This is a genomic window from Arthrobacter sp. TJ-217, assembly GCF_058269255.1.
The window spans coordinates 95,064-111,275 of record NZ_JBZCNJ010000004.1 but is presented as its reverse complement, the minus strand read 5'-3'; the positions used below and the strand labels follow the sequence as shown (position 1 = coordinate 111,275).

16 protein-coding genes are annotated in these 16,212 nt (G+C 67.6%); 6 read left to right on the top strand and 10 right to left on the bottom strand.

Features of this window, described 5'->3' with window-relative positions; all coding sequences use genetic code 11:
- Positions 1-21: 21 nt before the first annotated feature.
- Positions 22-1,971 carry a M13 family metallopeptidase gene (locus AC4D2R_RS08515; protein ID WP_490939286.1) on the top strand — a complete coding sequence of 650 codons (1,950 nt, stop codon included), beginning with the start codon at positions 22-24 and terminating at the stop codon, positions 1,969-1,971.
- A gap of 36 nt (positions 1,972-2,007) precedes the next feature.
- Here the strand turns inward: AC4D2R_RS08515 and AC4D2R_RS08510 are convergent, their stop codons facing one another.
- From AC4D2R_RS08510 to AC4D2R_RS08490, 5 genes are all read right to left on the bottom strand, one after another.
- Complete coding sequence (locus AC4D2R_RS08510) at positions 2,008-3,603, bottom strand: LCP family protein (RefSeq protein ID WP_490939284.1); 1,596 nt, start codon at positions 3,601-3,603, stop codon at positions 2,008-2,010.
- Positions 3,604-3,701: 98 nt separating this feature from the next.
- A complete protein-coding gene (gene era, locus AC4D2R_RS08505) occupies positions 3,702-4,631 on the bottom strand; it encodes a GTPase Era (RefSeq protein WP_490900199.1) in 930 nt (309 codons plus the stop codon).
- Positions 4,618-5,910 (bottom strand): hemolysin family protein, encoded by a 1,293-nt coding sequence (locus AC4D2R_RS08500; protein ID WP_490939817.1) that lies wholly within the window; start codon positions 5,908-5,910, stop codon positions 4,618-4,620. Before AC4D2R_RS08500 ends, era begins: the two co-directional genes overlap by 14 nt.
- A gap of 20 nt (positions 5,911-5,930) precedes the next feature.
- Positions 5,931-6,404: an rRNA maturation RNase YbeY gene (ybeY, locus tag AC4D2R_RS08495; RefSeq protein ID WP_490900198.1), complete on the bottom strand. Its 474-nt coding sequence runs from the start codon at positions 6,402-6,404 to the stop codon at positions 5,931-5,933.
- Positions 6,401-7,465, bottom strand: coding sequence for a PhoH family protein (locus AC4D2R_RS08490; RefSeq protein WP_490939282.1), 1,065 nt, complete (start codon positions 7,463-7,465; stop codon positions 6,401-6,403). The genes ybeY and AC4D2R_RS08490 overlap by 4 nt, the downstream gene beginning before the upstream one ends.
- Positions 7,466-7,802: 337 nt before the next feature.
- Between AC4D2R_RS08490 and AC4D2R_RS08485 the strand changes: the two genes are divergently transcribed.
- The gene (locus AC4D2R_RS08485; protein WP_490939280.1) at positions 7,803-8,825 is read left to right on the top strand and encodes a GerMN domain-containing protein; all 1,023 of its coding nucleotides are present in this window, start codon (positions 7,803-7,805) and stop codon (positions 8,823-8,825) included.
- A 51-nt stretch (positions 8,826-8,876) separates the two neighbouring features.
- Here the strand turns inward: AC4D2R_RS08485 and AC4D2R_RS08480 are convergent, their stop codons facing one another.
- The 3 genes from AC4D2R_RS08480 to hrcA all read right to left on the bottom strand — a co-directional run bounded on the left by AC4D2R_RS08480 (position 8,877) and on the right by hrcA (position 11,861).
- The gene (locus AC4D2R_RS08480; RefSeq protein ID WP_490939278.1) at positions 8,877-9,632 is read right to left on the bottom strand and encodes a 16S rRNA (uracil(1498)-N(3))-methyltransferase; all 756 of its coding nucleotides are present in this window, start codon (positions 9,630-9,632) and stop codon (positions 8,877-8,879) included.
- A 2-nt stretch (positions 9,633-9,634) separates the two neighbouring features.
- A complete protein-coding gene (dnaJ, locus tag AC4D2R_RS08475) occupies positions 9,635-10,762 on the bottom strand; it encodes a molecular chaperone DnaJ (protein ID WP_490939276.1) in 1,128 nt (375 codons plus the stop codon).
- An 85-nt stretch (positions 10,763-10,847) separates the two neighbouring features.
- Positions 10,848-11,861, bottom strand: a complete 1,014-nt coding sequence (gene hrcA, locus AC4D2R_RS08470; RefSeq protein ID WP_490939274.1) for a heat-inducible transcriptional repressor HrcA — start codon at positions 11,859-11,861, stop codon at positions 10,848-10,850.
- 159 nt (positions 11,862-12,020) lie between these two features.
- Here hrcA and AC4D2R_RS08465 point away from each other — a divergent pair, with 159 nt between their 5' ends.
- Together AC4D2R_RS08465 and AC4D2R_RS08460 are read left to right on the top strand one after the other, a co-directional pair.
- Positions 12,021-12,872 (top strand): DUF3097 family protein, encoded by an 852-nt coding sequence (locus AC4D2R_RS08465; protein ID WP_490939272.1) that lies wholly within the window; start codon positions 12,021-12,023, stop codon positions 12,870-12,872.
- Between the two features lie 75 nt (positions 12,873-12,947).
- Positions 12,948-13,367 carry a DUF4870 domain-containing protein gene (locus AC4D2R_RS08460; RefSeq protein ID WP_490900191.1) on the top strand — a complete coding sequence of 140 codons (420 nt, stop codon included), beginning with the start codon at positions 12,948-12,950 and terminating at the stop codon, positions 13,365-13,367.
- A gap of 45 nt (positions 13,368-13,412) precedes the next feature.
- Here the strand turns inward: AC4D2R_RS08460 and AC4D2R_RS08455 are convergent, their stop codons facing one another.
- Positions 13,413-13,991 (bottom strand): hypothetical protein, encoded by a 579-nt coding sequence (locus AC4D2R_RS08455; RefSeq protein ID WP_490939270.1) that lies wholly within the window; start codon positions 13,989-13,991, stop codon positions 13,413-13,415.
- A 274-nt stretch (positions 13,992-14,265) separates the two neighbouring features.
- On the opposite strand from AC4D2R_RS08455, the gene AC4D2R_RS08450 reads away from it, so the two are divergent.
- Entirely contained in the window at positions 14,266-14,703 is a 438-nt protein-coding gene (locus tag AC4D2R_RS08450) for a hypothetical protein (protein ID WP_490939268.1), read from the top strand.
- Positions 14,681-14,860 (top strand): hypothetical protein, encoded by a 180-nt coding sequence (locus AC4D2R_RS08445; RefSeq protein ID WP_490900188.1) that lies wholly within the window; start codon positions 14,681-14,683, stop codon positions 14,858-14,860. The genes AC4D2R_RS08450 and AC4D2R_RS08445 overlap by 23 nt, the downstream gene beginning before the upstream one ends.
- A gap of 99 nt (positions 14,861-14,959) precedes the next feature.
- Here the strand turns inward: AC4D2R_RS08445 and hemW are convergent, their stop codons facing one another.
- On the bottom strand, positions 14,960-16,189 hold the full coding sequence (gene hemW, locus AC4D2R_RS08440) for a radical SAM family heme chaperone HemW (protein WP_490939266.1): 1,230 nt from the start codon (positions 16,187-16,189) through the stop codon (positions 14,960-14,962).
- Positions 16,190-16,212: the final 23 nt, after the last annotated feature.

The window sequence follows — 16,212 nt, the reverse complement described above, 5'->3', positions numbered from 1 at the left end:
GACAACCTTGAGGAGAACCCGATGAGCGATGCCGGGATTGCGCCGGATGCGGCCGATGAGGAAGTGCGTGCGCAGGACGACCTGTTCCGGCACGTGAACGGCGGCTGGCTTAAGTCGACGGTGATCCCGTCAGACCGGCCCCTTGAGGGATCCTTCACGCAACTCGCCGATGCCTCCGAACGCGCGGTGCGCGACATCGTGGAGACCGCGGCCCAGGAACCCGGTGCGACGCCGTCGCTCACCAAGATCGGCACGCTGTACGCGGCCTTCATGGACACCGCGGCGATCAACGCCGCCGGGATCTCCCCCGTGGCTGGCCCTTTGGCGGAGGTTGAGGCGGTGGCGGACCTCGACTCTTTCCTGGCCCTCACCGGTTCCCTGACCCGGTCCGGTGTCCAGGGCCTCTGCGCGCCCTTCGTCAGCAACGACGCTGGGAACCCCGACCGTTATCTTCTGCACCTCTACCAGTCCGCGCTGGGGATGCCCGACGAGTCCTACTACCGGGAGGAAAGGTTCGAGGGAACGCGAAGGGAGTACGCGAAGCTGCTTGAAACGCTGCTGTCCCTGGCCGGGCACCGCGAACCGGCGCGGGCCGCCGACGCCGTCCTCGCCCTCGAGACCCGCCTGGCCGGTGGGCACATGACCACCGTCGAACGCCGGGACCCCCAGAAGACCTACAACCTTTATTCGCGGGCAGCGCTCCTCGAGCACGCGCCCTTCAGCAGCGGCTGGCTTGCGGTGGTCACCAACACCGAGGAGCAGGCCGAAGAGCTCGTTGTCAGCCAGCCGGAGTACCTGAAAACGGTCGACGCGGCACTGGCGGAAGAGCCGCTGTCCGTCTGGAAGGAGTGGCTGGGCACCCGGGTGCTGCTCCACGCCTCCGACTACCTCGATGACCGGTTCGTTGAGGCGGTCTTTGCCTTCTACGGCACTCATCTGGGAGGGACTCCGCGTATCAAGGACCGCTGGAAGCGCGCCGTGGCGCTGGTGGAGGGTGCACTGGGTGAGGCCGTGGGCCAGGAGTATGTCGCCCGGCACTTCCCGGAGAGTTCCAAGCAGACAATGATGGATCTGGTCTCCAACCTCGTGAAGGCGTATGCCAAGAGCATCTCCTCCAGGGAATGGATGACCGAGGCCACCCGCACGCGTGCCCTCGACAAGCTCTCCCTCTTCACCACGAAGATCGGCTACCCGGAGGAGTGGATCGACTATGGGCCGTTGGACATCCGGCCGGGCGATCTCTATGGCAACGTCCGCAGGGCGTCGGAGTTTGAACACAACCGGCAGCTGAACAAGCTCGGCGGCCCCATCGACCGCGGCGCGTGGCTGATGACGCCCCAGACGGTGAACGCCTACTACATGCCCACAATGAACGAGATCGTGTTCCCGGCGGCCATCCTTCAGCCTCCGTTCTTCACCGCCGACGCCGATCCGGCGGTGAACTACGGCGCGATCGGGGCGGTGATCGGCCACGAGATCGGCCACGGCTTCGATGACCAGGGGTCTCGCTTCGATGGCAGGGGCGCCCTGCTCGAGTGGTGGTCCGAGGACGACCGGACGGCCTTCGAGGCACTGACCTCCCGCCTCGTCGAGCAGTACGCGGCGCTCTCCCCCGCCGAGGCACCGGACTCGAAGGTCAACGGGGAGCTGACCCTCGGGGAGAACATCGGCGATCTCGGGGGCTTGGGCATCAGCTACGAGGCCTACCTGCTGAGCCTTGGCGGCGCGGAACCGCCCCTGATCGACGGGGTGACCGGTGCACAGCGCTTCTTCCACTCCTGGGCGCGGTGCTGGCGGCAGAAGATCCGCCCCGAGGAGGCCCTGCGCCGCCTCACCGTCGATCCCCACTCACCCAACGAGTACCGCTGCAACCAGGTTGTCCGGAACCTCGACGAGTTCCATGAGGCGTTCGCCGTCCGCCCCGGTGACCGGCTGTGGCTGGAGCCCCAGGAGCGCGTGCGCATCTGGTAGTCGGGCGCGGGAGGCGCCTACCCGGGCGCCTCCCGTCTAGAACCCTGAAGACGCCTGGCAGGTGACTTCTTCGGCCGTCTGTCCGTCGAGTCCGGGCGCGAGCGGTTCGCGCTTCACCTTCGGCCCCGAAACGAAGTCGGCGCCTGCCTGCACCTCGATGCCCGGCAGCGAAGCACTGGCAATGAACTGGCTGTCCGGAATGCCCAGGAGCGCCTGCAGTGCGGCCGCTGCCTCTTCGTATCCCGGCCCGTAGAGGAGCTGGGTGACCGGCGCGGATCCGCCCTCGAGCGTTCCAGCCAGGGCGTACCCCTCGTCGAGGAGGATCTGCTGGATTTCGGCGGCGCGCGCAGGGTCGCCGGTTCCGTTGACCACCGTGACCGGGATCGAGGCGGCGTCGAAGGCCGGCGTTTCCGGTGTGGTCGTCTCGGCGGCGGGGCTCTCCGAGGCGGGGCCGGTCGGCGCCGGGCCCTGGGAGCTCCCGGTTGCGGGCGCCGGCGTGCCGGCGGACGGCTTGGGCGTGGGTGAGGCGCTGGTGAGGCTGCGGTCTTCGCGGAGCGCGGCGAACAGTTTTTCGGCCGGCTCCTCATCGAGCACCAGGCGGTTCGGGTCCTCGTCCCACGGCGCGGTCGGCACGGTGACGAAGGCGATGTTTCCAAGGTCGACGTTCTTGACGCGGTCGGCGAGTTTGAGGATCTCCGTGACCTGGGAAAGCCCTTCGTCGACGGTCAGGTTCTTGCTGAGCGTTTCGGCAATCGAGTAGAGGCGCGGAAGGTTGTTGAGCGTCCCCTCCTCCTGCACCTTGCGGGCGAGCGAAGCCATGAATGACTGCTGGGCGCGGATGCGGCCGGCATCGCCGCCGTCCCCGAACGCGTGGCGCGTCCTCAGGAAGGCAAGTGCCTGCTCCCCCTCGACTTCGCTGGTGCCGGCGGGAAGGCTCAGCCCGGAGAACTCATCCTCGACGGCCTGGTCGACACATACTTCCACCCCGCCGAGGGTCTCGGAGAGTTCCTTGACGGCGTTGAAGTCGGCCATCATGAAATGGTCGACGCTGAGCCCCGTCATTTCGTTCACTGCCGCAACCGTGCAGCCGGGTCCGCCGGAGTTCAGTGCACCGTTGAGCTGGGCGAGGTCCATGGCCGGCGATACATCTCCCGTGTCGGGGTTGACGCAGCTGGGAAGGGGAACGAGGAGGTCCCGCGGCAGGCTCAGCACCGTGACGGTCGACCGGTCGGCCGAGAGATTCGCAAGGAGCATCACATCCGAGTTGCCCGAACCCGAGGAAAGATCCTCGCCGCCGACATCGTCGCCGCCGTTGCCGGTGCGCGTGTCGGTGCCAAGGATCAGGATCTGCACCGGATCGGTGCTGAGGTCGACGGGCAGCTGAGGCTCCCGGCTTGCCCCGATGTTGAGGGGCTGGGTGTCCACGTTCGACTGCAGGCGGAGGACCTGGAAACCGGCGAAGGCAGCAGTTCCGAGCAGGAGCGTTGAGAGGCCTACAGCGGCAGCCTGAAGCGCACGCGGCCGGGCCGGCGGGCCGAGGTGCCTCCCTGCCGGAGCTGCCGCTTCCCGTCCGCCCGCGGAGGATCCGGAACCTGCGGGAACAGGTCCGGACGGTCCTTTGTCTTCACTCACGCGTGCGGGTCCCTTTCAAGGAGCTAGGCGCCGTTGCCGGCGGAAAAACAAGGCACTGCATCGAACGCCCGTCAGGGCGCCGGCTGGAACCCCGCGGACTAGAACCCGAGGCGCACCAACTGTTTGGGATCGCGCTGCCAGTCCTTTGCGATCTTAACGTGAAGGTCGAGGTAAACCCGGGTTCCGAGCAGTGCTTCGATGCTGCGCCGCGCATTGGTTCCCACCTCGCGGAGCCGGGCACCGCCCTTACCGATGATAATTGCCTTCTGCGAGGACCGCTCAACGTAGAGGTTGACGTGGACGTCAAGCATGGGATTGTCCTCGGGCCGACCCTCGCGCGGGATCATCTCCTCGACGACGACGGCAAGCGAGTGCGGCAGTTCATCCCTGACACCCTCGAGCGCCGCTTCGCGGACGAGCTCGGCCACCATGACGGCCTCGGGCTCGTCGGTGAGCTCTCCGCCGGGGTAGAGCACTGGGGATTCGGGCATGTGCTGGGTAAAGACCTCGACCACGGTGTCGATCTGGAACCCGTCGGCGGCCGACACCGGCACCACGTCCGCCCATCCGTCGGGTCCGACGACGTCCACGCCGAGCTGTGCCACGGCAAGGAGCTGCTCGGTGAGCTGGGCTCGGTCAACGAGGTCTGTTTTGGTGACGACCGCGATGAGGGGCTTGCGGTTGAGCCGCGCCAGCTGCTGTGCGATGAACTTGTCGCCCGGGCCGATTTTCTCGTTGGCGGGGATGCAGAAACCGACGGCGTCGACCTCGGCGAGCGTGTCCGCGACAAGGTCGTTGAGTCGCTGGCCCAGGAGGGTGCGCGGGCGGTGCAGGCCCGGCGTGTCGACGAGCACGATCTGCGCGTCCTCCCGGTTAACGATTCCGCGGATCGTGTGGCGGGTGGTCTGCGGTTTCGCCGAAGTGATTGCAACCTTCTGTCCGACCAGCGCGTTCGTCAGTGTGGACTTGCCGGCGTTTGGCCGGCCCACCAGGGACACGAATCCCGCCCGGTGCTTATCGCCGCTCATATTCTTCCGCCGTTTCTCTCTCGTCTGCCAAAGTGTCTTCGTCGCGGTCGGCGTCGTGCCGGAAGGCGATGATGTGTGAAACCCGGTTCCGCCGGCCCTCAAGGCGCTCGGCCCGCAGGGTTATACCGTCAATTGTGACCTCGCTGCCAACAATCGGCACCCTGCCGAGCGTCTTGGCAAGGAGCCCGCCGACGGTGTCGACCTCTTCGTCTTCGAGGTTGAGCCCGAAGAGCTCGCCGAGGTCGTCGATGCCCATCCGTGCGCTGACACGGTAGGCGCCTTCGTCGATGCTTTCCTGTTCCGGGACCTCGGAATCGTATTCGTCGACGATCTCGCCGACGATCTCTTCGATGAGGTCCTCGAGGGTCACGAGGCCGGCGGTTCCGCCGTACTCGTCAATGACGATCGCGACGTGCGTCGATTCGCGCTGGAGCTCCTGCAGGAAGTCACCCACGGGCTTCGATTCGGGGACATAACGGGCCTCGCGGCAGACCGGGTCGACAGGGCGGCTTCCGCCGTCCGGGGACCGGCCGTGCAGCTCCGCGACGACGTCCTTGAGGTAAAGGATTCCGATGATGTCGTCTGCGCTTTCGCCGATGATGGGGACGCGCGAGTACCCCGAACGGAGGAACAAGGACATCGACTCGTCGAGCGTCGCACCCGATTCGAGGGTGACCATGTCGGTGCGGGGCACCATCACCGAACGCACCATCGTGTCGCCCATCTCGAACACCGAGTGGATCAGTTCCGCCTCGCTGTCCTCGATCATCTCGGCGTCGTTGGCGCGCGAGAGCATCTCCCGAAATTCCTCTTCCGTGAAGAACGCTGCATCGTCGCGCTCCGCACCGGGGGTGACTGCGCTGCCGACCGCAACGAGCCACCGCGGGATCGGACCAAGCACCGCGCAGAGGAAGGCCACGAACCCGGCGGTGAACTGGACAACGGCCGGAGCGTGGGCGCGGCCGAGCTGCCGCGGCGAAACCCCGACAAGGGCGAACCCGACAACGGCCAGGACCGCCGTCGCAATCAGCCCGGCAAGCCACACGTTGCCGAGGAGGTCGTGGAACAGGATCGCCAGCGCCACGGCGCCGGCCATCTCGAACCAGACGCGCCAGAAGCGCAGGGCACGCATTGCCGCGGTCGGGGATTCGAGGATGCCGCGCAGTGCGGAGTTGCGCGATTCGGACACGAGGGCTTCGCCTTCGTGCCTCGGGAGGTAGCTGAAGGCCGCCTCGGCAGCGGTCACCAGCGCCGCAACCATCAGGAAGACCAGCGCCATTACCGCAAGTAGCCAGATGATCAAGCGCGGGTCTCCCGAGGCGCCTGCCGGCCGAGGAAATCGCTGAGGAGCTGGCGCTGCAGGCCGAACATTTCCTTTTCCTCATCGGGCTCGGCGTGGTCGAAGCCGAGCAGGTGGAGCACGCCGTGGGTGGTCAACAGCAGCAGCTCTTCACCGGTGCTGTGCCCAGCGGCGGCCGCCTGACTCTGCGCGACCTCCGGGCAGAGCACGACATCGCCGAGGACCCCGGCCGGGGTGACGCGTCCTGCGGCTCCGGGGCGCAGCTCGTCCATGGGAAAGGAGAGCACGTCGGTGGGTCCGGGTTCATCCATCCACTCGACGTGCAGGCGTTCCATCGTGTCGGTGTCGACGAGGATGATGGACAGCTCCGCGTCGGGGTGGACGAAAAGATTTTCAAGGAGGAAGTTCCCGAGCCGTACGAGGTTCTCCTCGTCGGCGGCGTACCCCGACTCGTTATTGACTTCGATGCTCATCGCCGCGCCGCAGCCTTCGCCCGGCGGGCCGCGCCGTCGCCCGCCGCTCCGCCGGACGCCCCGCGGGAGGCGTTCTGTTCCTCGTCCCAGCGGCTGTATGCGCTCACGATGTCCCCGACGAGGCGGTGCCGGACGACGTCGGAGGCGTCGAGCACGCTGAAGTGGACGTCTTCGATGTCGGAGAGGATGTCGCTGACGATCCGCAGCCCGGAGCTCGTGCCGCCCGGAAGGTCGACCTGCGTCACGTCCCCGGTCACGACCATCTTTGAACCGAATCCAAGGCGGGTCAGGAACATCTTCATCTGCTCGGGCGTGGTGTTCTGGGCCTCGTCGAGAATGATGAAGGCGTCGTTGAGGGTGCGGCCCCGCATATAGGCAAGGGGCGCGACTTCGATGGTTCCGGCGGCCATCAGGCGCGGGATCGAGTCGGGATCCATCATGTCGTGGAGCGCGTCGTACAGCGGGCGCAGGTAAGGGTCGATCTTGTCGTTCAGCGTGCCCGGAAGGAAGCCCAGGCGCTCACCGGCCTCAACAGCGGGCCGGGTGAGGATAATCCTGTTGACTTCCTTCTGCTGGAGGGCCTGAACCGCCTTGGCCATGGCGAGGTAGGTCTTGCCGGTGCCGGCGGGGCCAATGCCGAAGACAACGGTGTTACGGTCGATCGCGTCGACGTAGCTCTTCTGGTTCAGGGTCTTCGGGCGGATCGTCTTGCCCCGCGATGAAAGGATGCTCAGCGTCAGCACGTCCGAGGGCCTGCTCACGCTCTGGGTGCGCAGCATTGTGACAAGCTGCTCAAGCACCTGGGGATTGACCGTCGTGTTGTTGATGGCCATGGTGCGGACCTCGGCGATCAGGCGCTCGGTGCGGGCAACATCGGCCGCGGGGCCGGTGATGGACAGCTCGTTCCCGCGCGCCTGGAGGCCAACGCCCGGGAAGGTTGCCTCGATGAGCCGAAGTGCCTCGTCATTGGTGCCGAGGGCCTTGACCATCTGTTCCCCCGAGTCGAACTGCACGACTCTTGTGTCTAGCCCGGCCGCGCTCATGCCTGAAGATTCGCTCATAGTACGGCCGCTCGGCCTTCCATCGCCCCTTGCTGTGATTCGAGTGTCGTTGTACTGGATCCTGCGCACCTTAATCTTACGGCATCGCTTCCCCGCGCCGTCCTGTCCCCGTGCGGCCACCGGCACCGTAACCTGCCGGTCGAGTGTTCCAACTTCGCAACGGCTCTATATCGATACCGTTTCAGTCCGGCCGGCGGCCCGGTTTACGCGCAATGCCGTCCGTCCGCTGTGCGAAGCTGAACTGCGCGCTCACCCGGAGGAGACCACCGGTGCGCCTTTTTGATGCCGTCCAGCCGCCCGGGCTGGCCGCGGCCAAGGATGTCGAGAGGAGGCACCCGTGACCAGGCAAGACCCGCTGCGCCGCAGCCGGCTGGGCGGCAAGAGCCTCCTTCTTTCAGCGACGGGCGTCGTGCTCACCAGCAGCCTGCTGATGCTTCCCGCCTGCACGGGGCTGCCTGAAGCCGTTGTGCCCTCCCCCATCCCCACCGCCACGGATCCCGGGGCCGCGAAGGCGAACCTCGGCGCCGAGGCCGCCCCAGTTGAGGGCGTGGCGGCCCAATCCCCGAGCTCGACGGAGCTGCTGCCGGTGTACTGGCTCGGCGGATCCGGCTCGGATGCCCGGCTGTACCGGGAGTTCGTGCCTGCGGATATGCCAGGTGGAATCGGCGACCCGATCGCCGACGCCGTGCGCTTCATGACGACCGCGGCCCCGCTCGATTCCGACTTCTATACGGCGTGGGAGTCCGCCTCCCATGTCACTTCGTCGATCTCCCAGCGGAACGTGATCACCGTCGACATCTCAGCCGACGCCTTCCGTGGCAGGCTCACCGAAGTCGCAGCGCGCCGGGCGATCCAACAGCTCGTGTTTACGGCGACGGCGGCCGCGGCGAACGCCGGGCTGATCACCGGCGGTGAGGCAAGTTCGGTCGTGATCCTTGTTGACGGCAAGGCGGGCTACCGGGCGTTCGACAAGGTGAGCCTCGATGGGGAGCTGCACCGCGACACCTCGCTCGTCGCCCCGGTGTGGATCGCCAATCCGCAGAACGGCGACGTCCGCGACCCGTCCACCGTTGTAGTCAACGGCAGCGGCGTCTCCGACTCCTCGCTCCTCGCATGGCGGATCGCCGCGGTCGTCCCGCCTGGCGCCGAGGGTGCGGCATCAGCGGGGAGTGCCATGAAAGCGGGAACGGTGAAGCAGGGAACTGTGGAGCTCGACAGCGCGGCGGGCGTTCCTGGAACCTACGAGTTCACCGTCGCACTTCCGCCGGGGCACTACGAGATCAGCGTTTTCCGCACGGACGGCAGCGCTCCGGAGGGCGCCGAACAGGACGCCGACACGAAGCTGATCGAAATCAAGTGATCTGACGCGCCGGGCCGGCCGGGTGCTTATCCGGTGCCGGCCGGGGTCGGGCTACCACCGCTGCAGCAGGTGGTTCAGCAGTACGAGCGCCGCGGGGCCGGCGGAGGATGAGCGCAGGACGTGCGGCCCAAGCTTGGCCGCTGCCGCCCCCGAGGCCTCAAAAGCGAGCATCTCCCACTCGCTGATCCCTCCTTCGGGTCCAACCACCACGGCGGTTGTGCCCGCTTCGCCGGGGCCGCTGCCCTCAAGAACCCGGGCCAGGCCGTCGGGGGCGTCTTCGTGAAGGACGAAGACCCGTTCGAACCCGGCGAGCCGGGACGGGAGCTGGGTCGACTCAAGGAGGGGATGAACCTCCGGAATCCACGCCCGCCGCGATTGTTTGGCGGCCGCGGTGACCACGGCCTCCCATTTCTGCCTGCCCTTGGCGGCCTTCTCCCCGCGCCAGCGCACGATGCTCCGCTCAGCCTGCCACGGGACGACGGCGTCGACACCGAGTTCCGTGGCCGCTTCGACGGCTTGTTCGTCGCGGTCGCCCTTGGCCAGTGCCTGGATAAGCACCAGCCGGTGGCGGGGAGGCTCCTCCTGGGCGACGGCGGCGACGTCGATGGTCAGGGCACCCTGGCTGCTGTCGGTGATTTCACCGCTGAGCCGGAACCCGGAACCGTCGCTGATATCGATGCTCTCACCCGGGCCGAGGCGCCGGACCGTTGCAGCGTGCCGGGCTGCCTCTCCGCGCAGCACGAACACGCCGCCGGGCACTGCCGCACGGACCGCCTCGGGGTCGGCGAAAAACAGGGGCCGTGTCACTCCTACAGGTTCCCCAGCCGCTCCCGGAGGCGCGCGAAGACGCCCGAGCCGCTGCTCGCCAACTGGCCTTCGGCCGCTTCCTCGCCCCGCAGTTCGGCGAGCTTGCGCAGCAGTTCCTCCTGCGCGGCGTCGACGTTGCGCGGGGTCTCCACGTTGAGGTGCACCCGGAGGTCGCCGCGCCCCTGGCCGCGCAGGTGGGTGACGCCAAGCCCGCGCAGGGTGATGATTTCCCCGGACTGGGTGCCAGCCTTGATCGCCAGTTCCTGGTCGCCGTCGAATGTGTCGAGGCTGACGGAGGTGCCGAGCGCGGCGGCCGTCATCGGCACGCTGAGGGTCACGTGCAGGTCGTCGCCGTCACGCAGGAAGGTGGAGTCGGTGTTGACCCGGATCTCGACGTAAAGGTCACCCTGCGGTCCCCCGGCCGTTCCGGCTTCGCCCTGTCCGGACAGCTGGATGCGCGTTCCGGTCGAGACGCCTGCGGGGATCTTAAGGGTGAGGGTGCGGCGTGCCCGGGTCCGCCCTTCGCCCTTGCACTCGTGGCAGGGGTGGGGAATGACAGTGCCGAAGCCCTGGCAGGTTCCGCAGGGCGCGCTTGTCATGACCTGGCCGAGGATTGAGCGCACGGCGCGCTGGACCTGTCCGGATCCGCCGCAGATGTCGCAGGTCCGGGGCGAGGTTCCCGGCTCGCAGCAGGTGCCGTCGCACGTCGAACAGACCTCTGCGGTGTCGACTTCAATCTTCTTGTTCGTGCCGAAGACGGCGTCCTTGAGGTCAATGCGCACGTTGATCAGCGCGTCCTGCCCGCGGCGGGTGCGTGAGGGCGGCCCGCTGGAGCCTCCTCCACCGAAGAAGGTCTCGAAGATGTCCTGGAAGGCGAAACCGGATCCCGAGTATCCGGAGCCGAAGCCGTTGTCCGTTCCGTTTTCGTTGCCGGTCGTGTCGTACACCCGGCGCTTCTGGGGGTCCGAGAGCACCTCATAGGCGTGGCTCACGCGCTTGAACTGTTCCGACGCGTCGGGCCCGGAGTTCACATCCGGGTGGAGCTTGCGGGCGAGCTTCCGGTAGGCCTTCTTGATTTCCTCGCCGCTGGCTCCCTGCGAAACGCCAAGAACCTCATAGTGATTACTCACTCGTGCACATCTCTTCCTGCTGAATCAGCTGTCAAACGTTGTATTGCCCGGCCAAACCGCGCCGGGGTGCGCCGTGCCGCCGCCCTTACTCCGCGAGGACCCGGGAAAGGTACCGGGCAACCGCACGGACCGCGGCCATGGTGCTCGGGTAGTCCATCCGTGTGGGTCCGAGGATGCCGAGCTTGGCGGTGGCGTCCGGCCCGTAGCCCGTGGCGATGACCGAGGCTTCCGACAGACCGCCGTACGGATTTTCACTTCCGATGCGCACGGACACGCCGCGGGCGTCATATTCCATCTCGGAGAGCAGCCGCAGCATCACCACCTGTTCCTCGAGCGCTTCGAGGACCGGTCCGATGCTGAGGGGAAAGTCTACTGTGGACCGGGCAAGGTTGGCAGTACCGGCCATCACAATGCGGTCCTCCCGGCTGATGCCCGCGAGCTGTTCAAGCGTACGGATCAGCGCCGCTCCGGCCGTGCGCAGATGCTGCGGCAGCGACGCAGGCACCCCGGCGAGCTCCTGCGGGAGGGCGGAAAGCTTCGCCCCGGCAACCCCTGCGAGGATCCGCTGCTTGAGTTCGGCGAGGTCAGCCTCCGGCACCGGGGCGGGCAGCGGGACAACGCGCTGGTGCACCGTGCCGTTGGTGGCGATGAGGACCACAAGAACCTGCTGGGGGGCGAGCAGCACGAGCTCGATGTGCCGCACCGCCGCCGAGCCGAGCCGCGGGAACTGGACAACGGCCACCTGGTTGGTGAGCTGGGCCAGCAGGCGCACCGTGCGGTCCACGACGTCGTCGAGGTCCTCGGCACCGGAGAGCAGCGTCTGGATGGCCCGCTTCTCCGCGGCGGAGAGCGGCTTGACCTCGGCGATCCGGTCGACGAAGGTCCGGTACCCCTTGTCCGTCGGGATCCGCCCCGAGCTCGTGTGGGGTGCGGTGATCAGCCCTTCCTCTTCGAGGACGGCCATGTCGTTGCGGATGGTTGCCGAGGAGACTCCGAGCCTGTGCCGGTCAACGAGGGCCTTTGAACCGACCGGCTCCCGGGAATGGACGTAGTCTTCAACGATCGCCTGCAGCACCTCAAGGCGTCGCGGTTCACTCATCTGGTTCACCTCCGTTGTTCCGTTTCGTGGGGGCGGTGCACGCTCAACGGTTAGCACTCGACACACCCAAGTGCTAAGTCTAGTACGTTCCGGGCGATTGTTAGCATTGAAAACCCGGTCACAGAGCGTGCGCCGGACCACACGGAAGCGAGATCAACGGTGGCCGACTACGCCTGGGGCGCACAGGACCTCTCCGCCCCGAAGCGCACCCAACTTCGCGACATTCCGGCCGATCTCGGTCTTGTGCTCGAGGACATCCAGAGCGGATTCGTCGGGGCCGTGGTGCGGGTGGAGAAGTCCGGTGGCCTTCACGTCATGGTGCTTGAGGGCCGCCGCGGGAAGAAGCGCACCTTCCGCCTCGGCCACGGTTTCCTGCTCGACGGCGAACCGGTGCACGTTGTTGCGCCGCAGGCCAAGGTGGCCGCACCGGCTCGGACCGCCTCGGGGTCGGTCAAGGCTCCGGAGGCCCGGGCGCGCGTGGCACGGGCCAGCCGGATCTGGGTGGAGGGACAGCACGACGCCGAACTGGTGGAGAAGGTGTGGGGCGAGGACCTCCGCCATGAAGGGATCGTCGTCGAGCCGCTGCATGGAATCGACGACCTCGAAGGCGCGGTGCGCGCCTTTTCACCGGGGCCCCAGCGCCGCCTGGGCATCCTCGTTGACCACCTGCTTCCAGGCACCAAGGAATCCCGCATAGCGCAGCAAGCGATGGCGCTTCCCGGCGCCCGGGGACACGTGCTGATCGTGGGGCATCCGTATGTCGATGTCTGGCAGGCGGTGAAACCTGCTGCCGTCGGGCTTTCGGCCTGGCCGGTTGTGGCCCGCGGGCAGGATTGGAAAACAGGCATCCTGGCCGGCCTGGGCTGGCCCCACCACAACCAGGCGGCTGTGGCGCATGGCTGGAAGCGGATCCTCGGCAGCGTGAACAGCTATGCAGATCTTGAGCCCTCGCTCCTTGGGAGGGTCGAGGAAGTCATTGACTTCCTCACCGCCGGTGAGGCGAATGCTTGATGCGGGTCCCGCGCAGCACCAAGTACCCTTAGAGGAAACGCTGGGGGAATCCGGCCACGCTGAAAAGGAATCTCGTTGTCTAACACCGCCGACAAGCACCAGGACTCCGGCTGGGAAGCAAACCGGTCCGCCTTCGAAGGCGCACCGGCCCAGGCCCTGCCGCTGACGGCGGCCGAAGACCGGCAGTTCGCGACGCTCGCCCACTTCGGCGGAATCCTCGGCTTCGTCCCCTCGCTGATCATCTACCTGATCTTCAAGGACCGCGGACCGTTCACCGCCCAGGAGTCCAAGGAAGCGCTCAACTTCACCCTGCCGCCGACGGTGCTGGCCCTCGCGGCGTGGCTGTTGTCGCTGCTGCCGGTCGTCGGCGGCGTATTCGCCGTCATCAACGCCCTGATCTGGGTTGCGATAGCGGTCTTCTCCGTCACGGCGGGCATCCAGGTCAACCGCGGCCGGCCCTACCGCTATGCCGTCAACCTCCGCCTTCTGCGCTGACACCGGCCGGGCCGCAACCCGGCCGGTGAGGCTGCTCACCCGCAGCTAGAGACCCGCGGCGGTGATTTTGACGAGCGTCCACTGGCTGTGGCTTTCGGAGCTCGCAAGGACTCGGTACGAGCCGCCGGGGGCTTCCTCCGGGATCGCGATCGATGCGGTGAACTTCCCTGAAGGGTCGGCCACCATCCGGATGGTCTGGGTGATGACGTCGTCGCCCTCGCGGCCGAACATGACAGCGACTTCCTCACCCGGCCGGTATCCGGAACCGGTGACGGTCCCGGTCTTGCCCGCCACCCACTGGCCGCCGAGCACCAGGTCGGCCGGTGCTTCTTCGGGGGTCTCCACTGGCTGCGGGTACTGAGCACCATCCCAGGTGAGTTCCGGCGGCGCCTCGCTCTGCGTAGGCGTTGCGGTGGGCGTCTCGACCGGCGCAGGCACGGTGGTTTCCACGATGGGGGCGTCGGGCGCCGGTTCGACGGGCGCAGCAGGCGTTTCCTCGGCCGGAGGCGTCTCCACCCTCGGCGACGCGGTGCGCAGCGGTTCCCGGTCTGCGGCCGGGGCAACGGAGCACCCGGTCAGCAGCAGGGCTGCAGCGGTGAGCGCCATCAGAGCGGAGTTCCTCAAGGTAATGCCTTTCGTCGTGCCGACAGCGGCCGCGGTAAGCCGCCCGTCATCAAGTATGGAGCCGGCCGCCCCCGAATCCGGGGAGGCCCGCCCCGCCGGGCGCATGGCGTCCCCTCCGGGGCTGGACCATTGCTCCTTTCTACCAATCAGGGGCGGTCCGCGCCGTGCGACATGCGGGGCGGGGCACCCGGAGGATCCGGGCGGTCCGCGCCGTGCGACATGCGGGGCGGGGCACCCGGAGGATCCGGCCGCTTGCGGCGGTTAGGCTGGCAGGGTGCTCCAACGAACCACTACCCCGCCGGATCCCGTGATGGTCGATATCGTTTCCGACGCCACTCCTTGGTGGGAGATCGTCGGCGCTTTTGGCCCGTTGGCCATCCTGCTGGCCGCGCTCGTGACGGGGGCCATCGCCTGGACGAACATCAAGCACCGCCGGGAGGCCGATCAGCGCTCGCAGTGGTGGGCGCGGGCCGAATGGGCGCTTGACGCGTCGATGTCCGAAGACCCCCACCGCCAGGAGATCGGCCTTGGCGTCCTTGACCTTCTGGCGCAGAGTGATCTCGCCGGGGAGGAAGAGGTGGCGATCATCGAGGTGGCCTGGGCCGAACCGCTGGCGCCGGGGGTCGTGGACGGAAACGGCGGCATGGGGAACAATGGGAACACCGAGGAATCGATCGAGGAGGCTGGCAGTGAGCACAACAGCAAGCCGTAACGGCCAGGCCGGGCGCCGCCCCGCCGCGCCCGTTGTGCGCCAGGGTGACCACGAGCGCGTCCGGATCCGCGCCGCGCGCCTCCGGATGACCACGGATAAAAAGCTCGGAAAGCCCACCCCGGCCTGGGTGCAGCAACTGGCGAAAAAGCCGCTTTAATCTTGCCGCTTTGAGACTGCCGCCCCGACAGTGTCGGGGCGGCAGTCGTTTGTGCGCGTGTCGGTGGCCCCCGCGCGGGATCCCCTCCCGGGGTGCGGCTCAGTCCGGCAGGAGGCGGCGGACCACCGCGTCGGCGAGCAGTCGCCCGCTGCTGGTCAACCGCACCAGCCCCTGGAAAACGTCGCGCGCCTCGACAAGGCCTTCGGCGATCAGTCCGGCGACCGCACGCCGTCCGGCCGCATCGAGGCGGCTGATGGGCAGCCCCTCGCTGAGGCGCACCCGCAGCATCACGTCTTCAACGTACTTCTCCCGGGCGTCGAGGATCTCCCGGCCCTGGGCTGGTGACGCGCGGCCCTCCAGCGCAGCGGCGTAGGCGCGCGGGTGCTTCACGTTCCACCAGCGCACTCCCCCGACATGGGAGTGCGCGCCCGGGCCCGCCCCCCACCAGTCGTCGCCGCACCAGTATGCAAGGTTGTGCCGGCACTCGTCGGCGGGCGTGCGCGCCCAGTTGCTGACCTCGTACCACTGCAGCCCGCCCCGGGTGAGCATCTCGTCGGCGATCGAATACTTCTCGGCGTGGTCGTCGTCGTCGATGGGTGGAACCTGGCCGCGGCGGATGCGGCCCGCCAGCTTGGTACCGTCCTCGATGATCAGGGCGTAGGCCGAGATATGGTCGGGGTTGTAGGACAGGGCGGTCTCGAGCGAGTACCGCCAGTCGTCAAGGGTTTCTCCCGGCGTCCCGTAGATGAGGTCGATGCTGACCTTCAACCCGGCCTTCCGCGCCCACTCCACGGCCTGGGGAACCCGGGCCGGCGTGTGGGTGCGGTCAAGGACGGCCAGCACGTGCGGAACCGCCGACTGCATGCCGAAGGAAACCCGGGTGAACCCGCCGTCCGCAAGGGTCTGGAGCGACTCCTCGGTCACCGAGTCGGGATTCGCCTCGGTCGTCACTTCGGCGCCCTCGACCAGCCCCCACCGCCGCACGGCGGCGGCGAGGATCGTGACGAGGTCGTCAGCCGGAAGAAGCGTGGGGGTTCCCCCGCCGAAGAAAACAGTGGAGAGCGGACGCTCGGGCAGGCCCGACCCGGCAAGCACCGTGCCGGCCAGGTCGAGTTCCTGCAGAACGGTGCCCGCGTACTCGTCCTGGGACCCTCCCCCGCCCAGCTCGGTGGCTGTGTATGTATTGAAGTCGCAGTACCCGCAGCGGACCGCGCAGAACGGGATGTGCACATAGAGGCCGAATTTCCGGTCAGCGGCGCCCTCGGCCGCGTGCGCCGGCAGCAGGCCGTCTCCGGGAGCGGGAAGGCCCAGCGGCAGTGCGCTAGGCATGTCGCGGACCCTGCGCGGTCGGG

Coding starts and splice junctions, on each gene's coding strand:
- ybeY (WP_490900198.1), bottom strand. CDS start 6,404: ATGAGCATCGAAGTCAATAACGAGTCGGGGTACGCCGCCGACGAGGAG.
- hrcA (WP_490939274.1), bottom strand. CDS start 11,861: ATGAGTGAACCGCGACGCCTTGAGGTGCTGCAGGCGATCGTTGAAGAC.
- era (WP_490900199.1), bottom strand. CDS start 4,631: ATGAGCGGCGATAAGCACCGGGCGGGATTCGTGTCCCTGGTGGGCCGG.
- AC4D2R_RS08500 (WP_490939817.1), bottom strand. CDS start 5,910: ATGGCGCTGGTCTTCCTGATGGTTGCGGCGCTGGTGACCGCTGCCGAG.
- hemW (WP_490939266.1), bottom strand. CDS start 16,189: ATGCCTAGCGCACTGCCGCTGGGCCTTCCCGCTCCCGGAGACGGCCTG.
- AC4D2R_RS08515 (WP_490939286.1), top strand. CDS start 22: ATGAGCGATGCCGGGATTGCGCCGGATGCGGCCGATGAGGAAGTGCGT.
- AC4D2R_RS08490 (WP_490939282.1), bottom strand. CDS start 7,465: ATGAGCGAATCTTCAGGCATGAGCGCGGCCGGGCTAGACACAAGAGTC.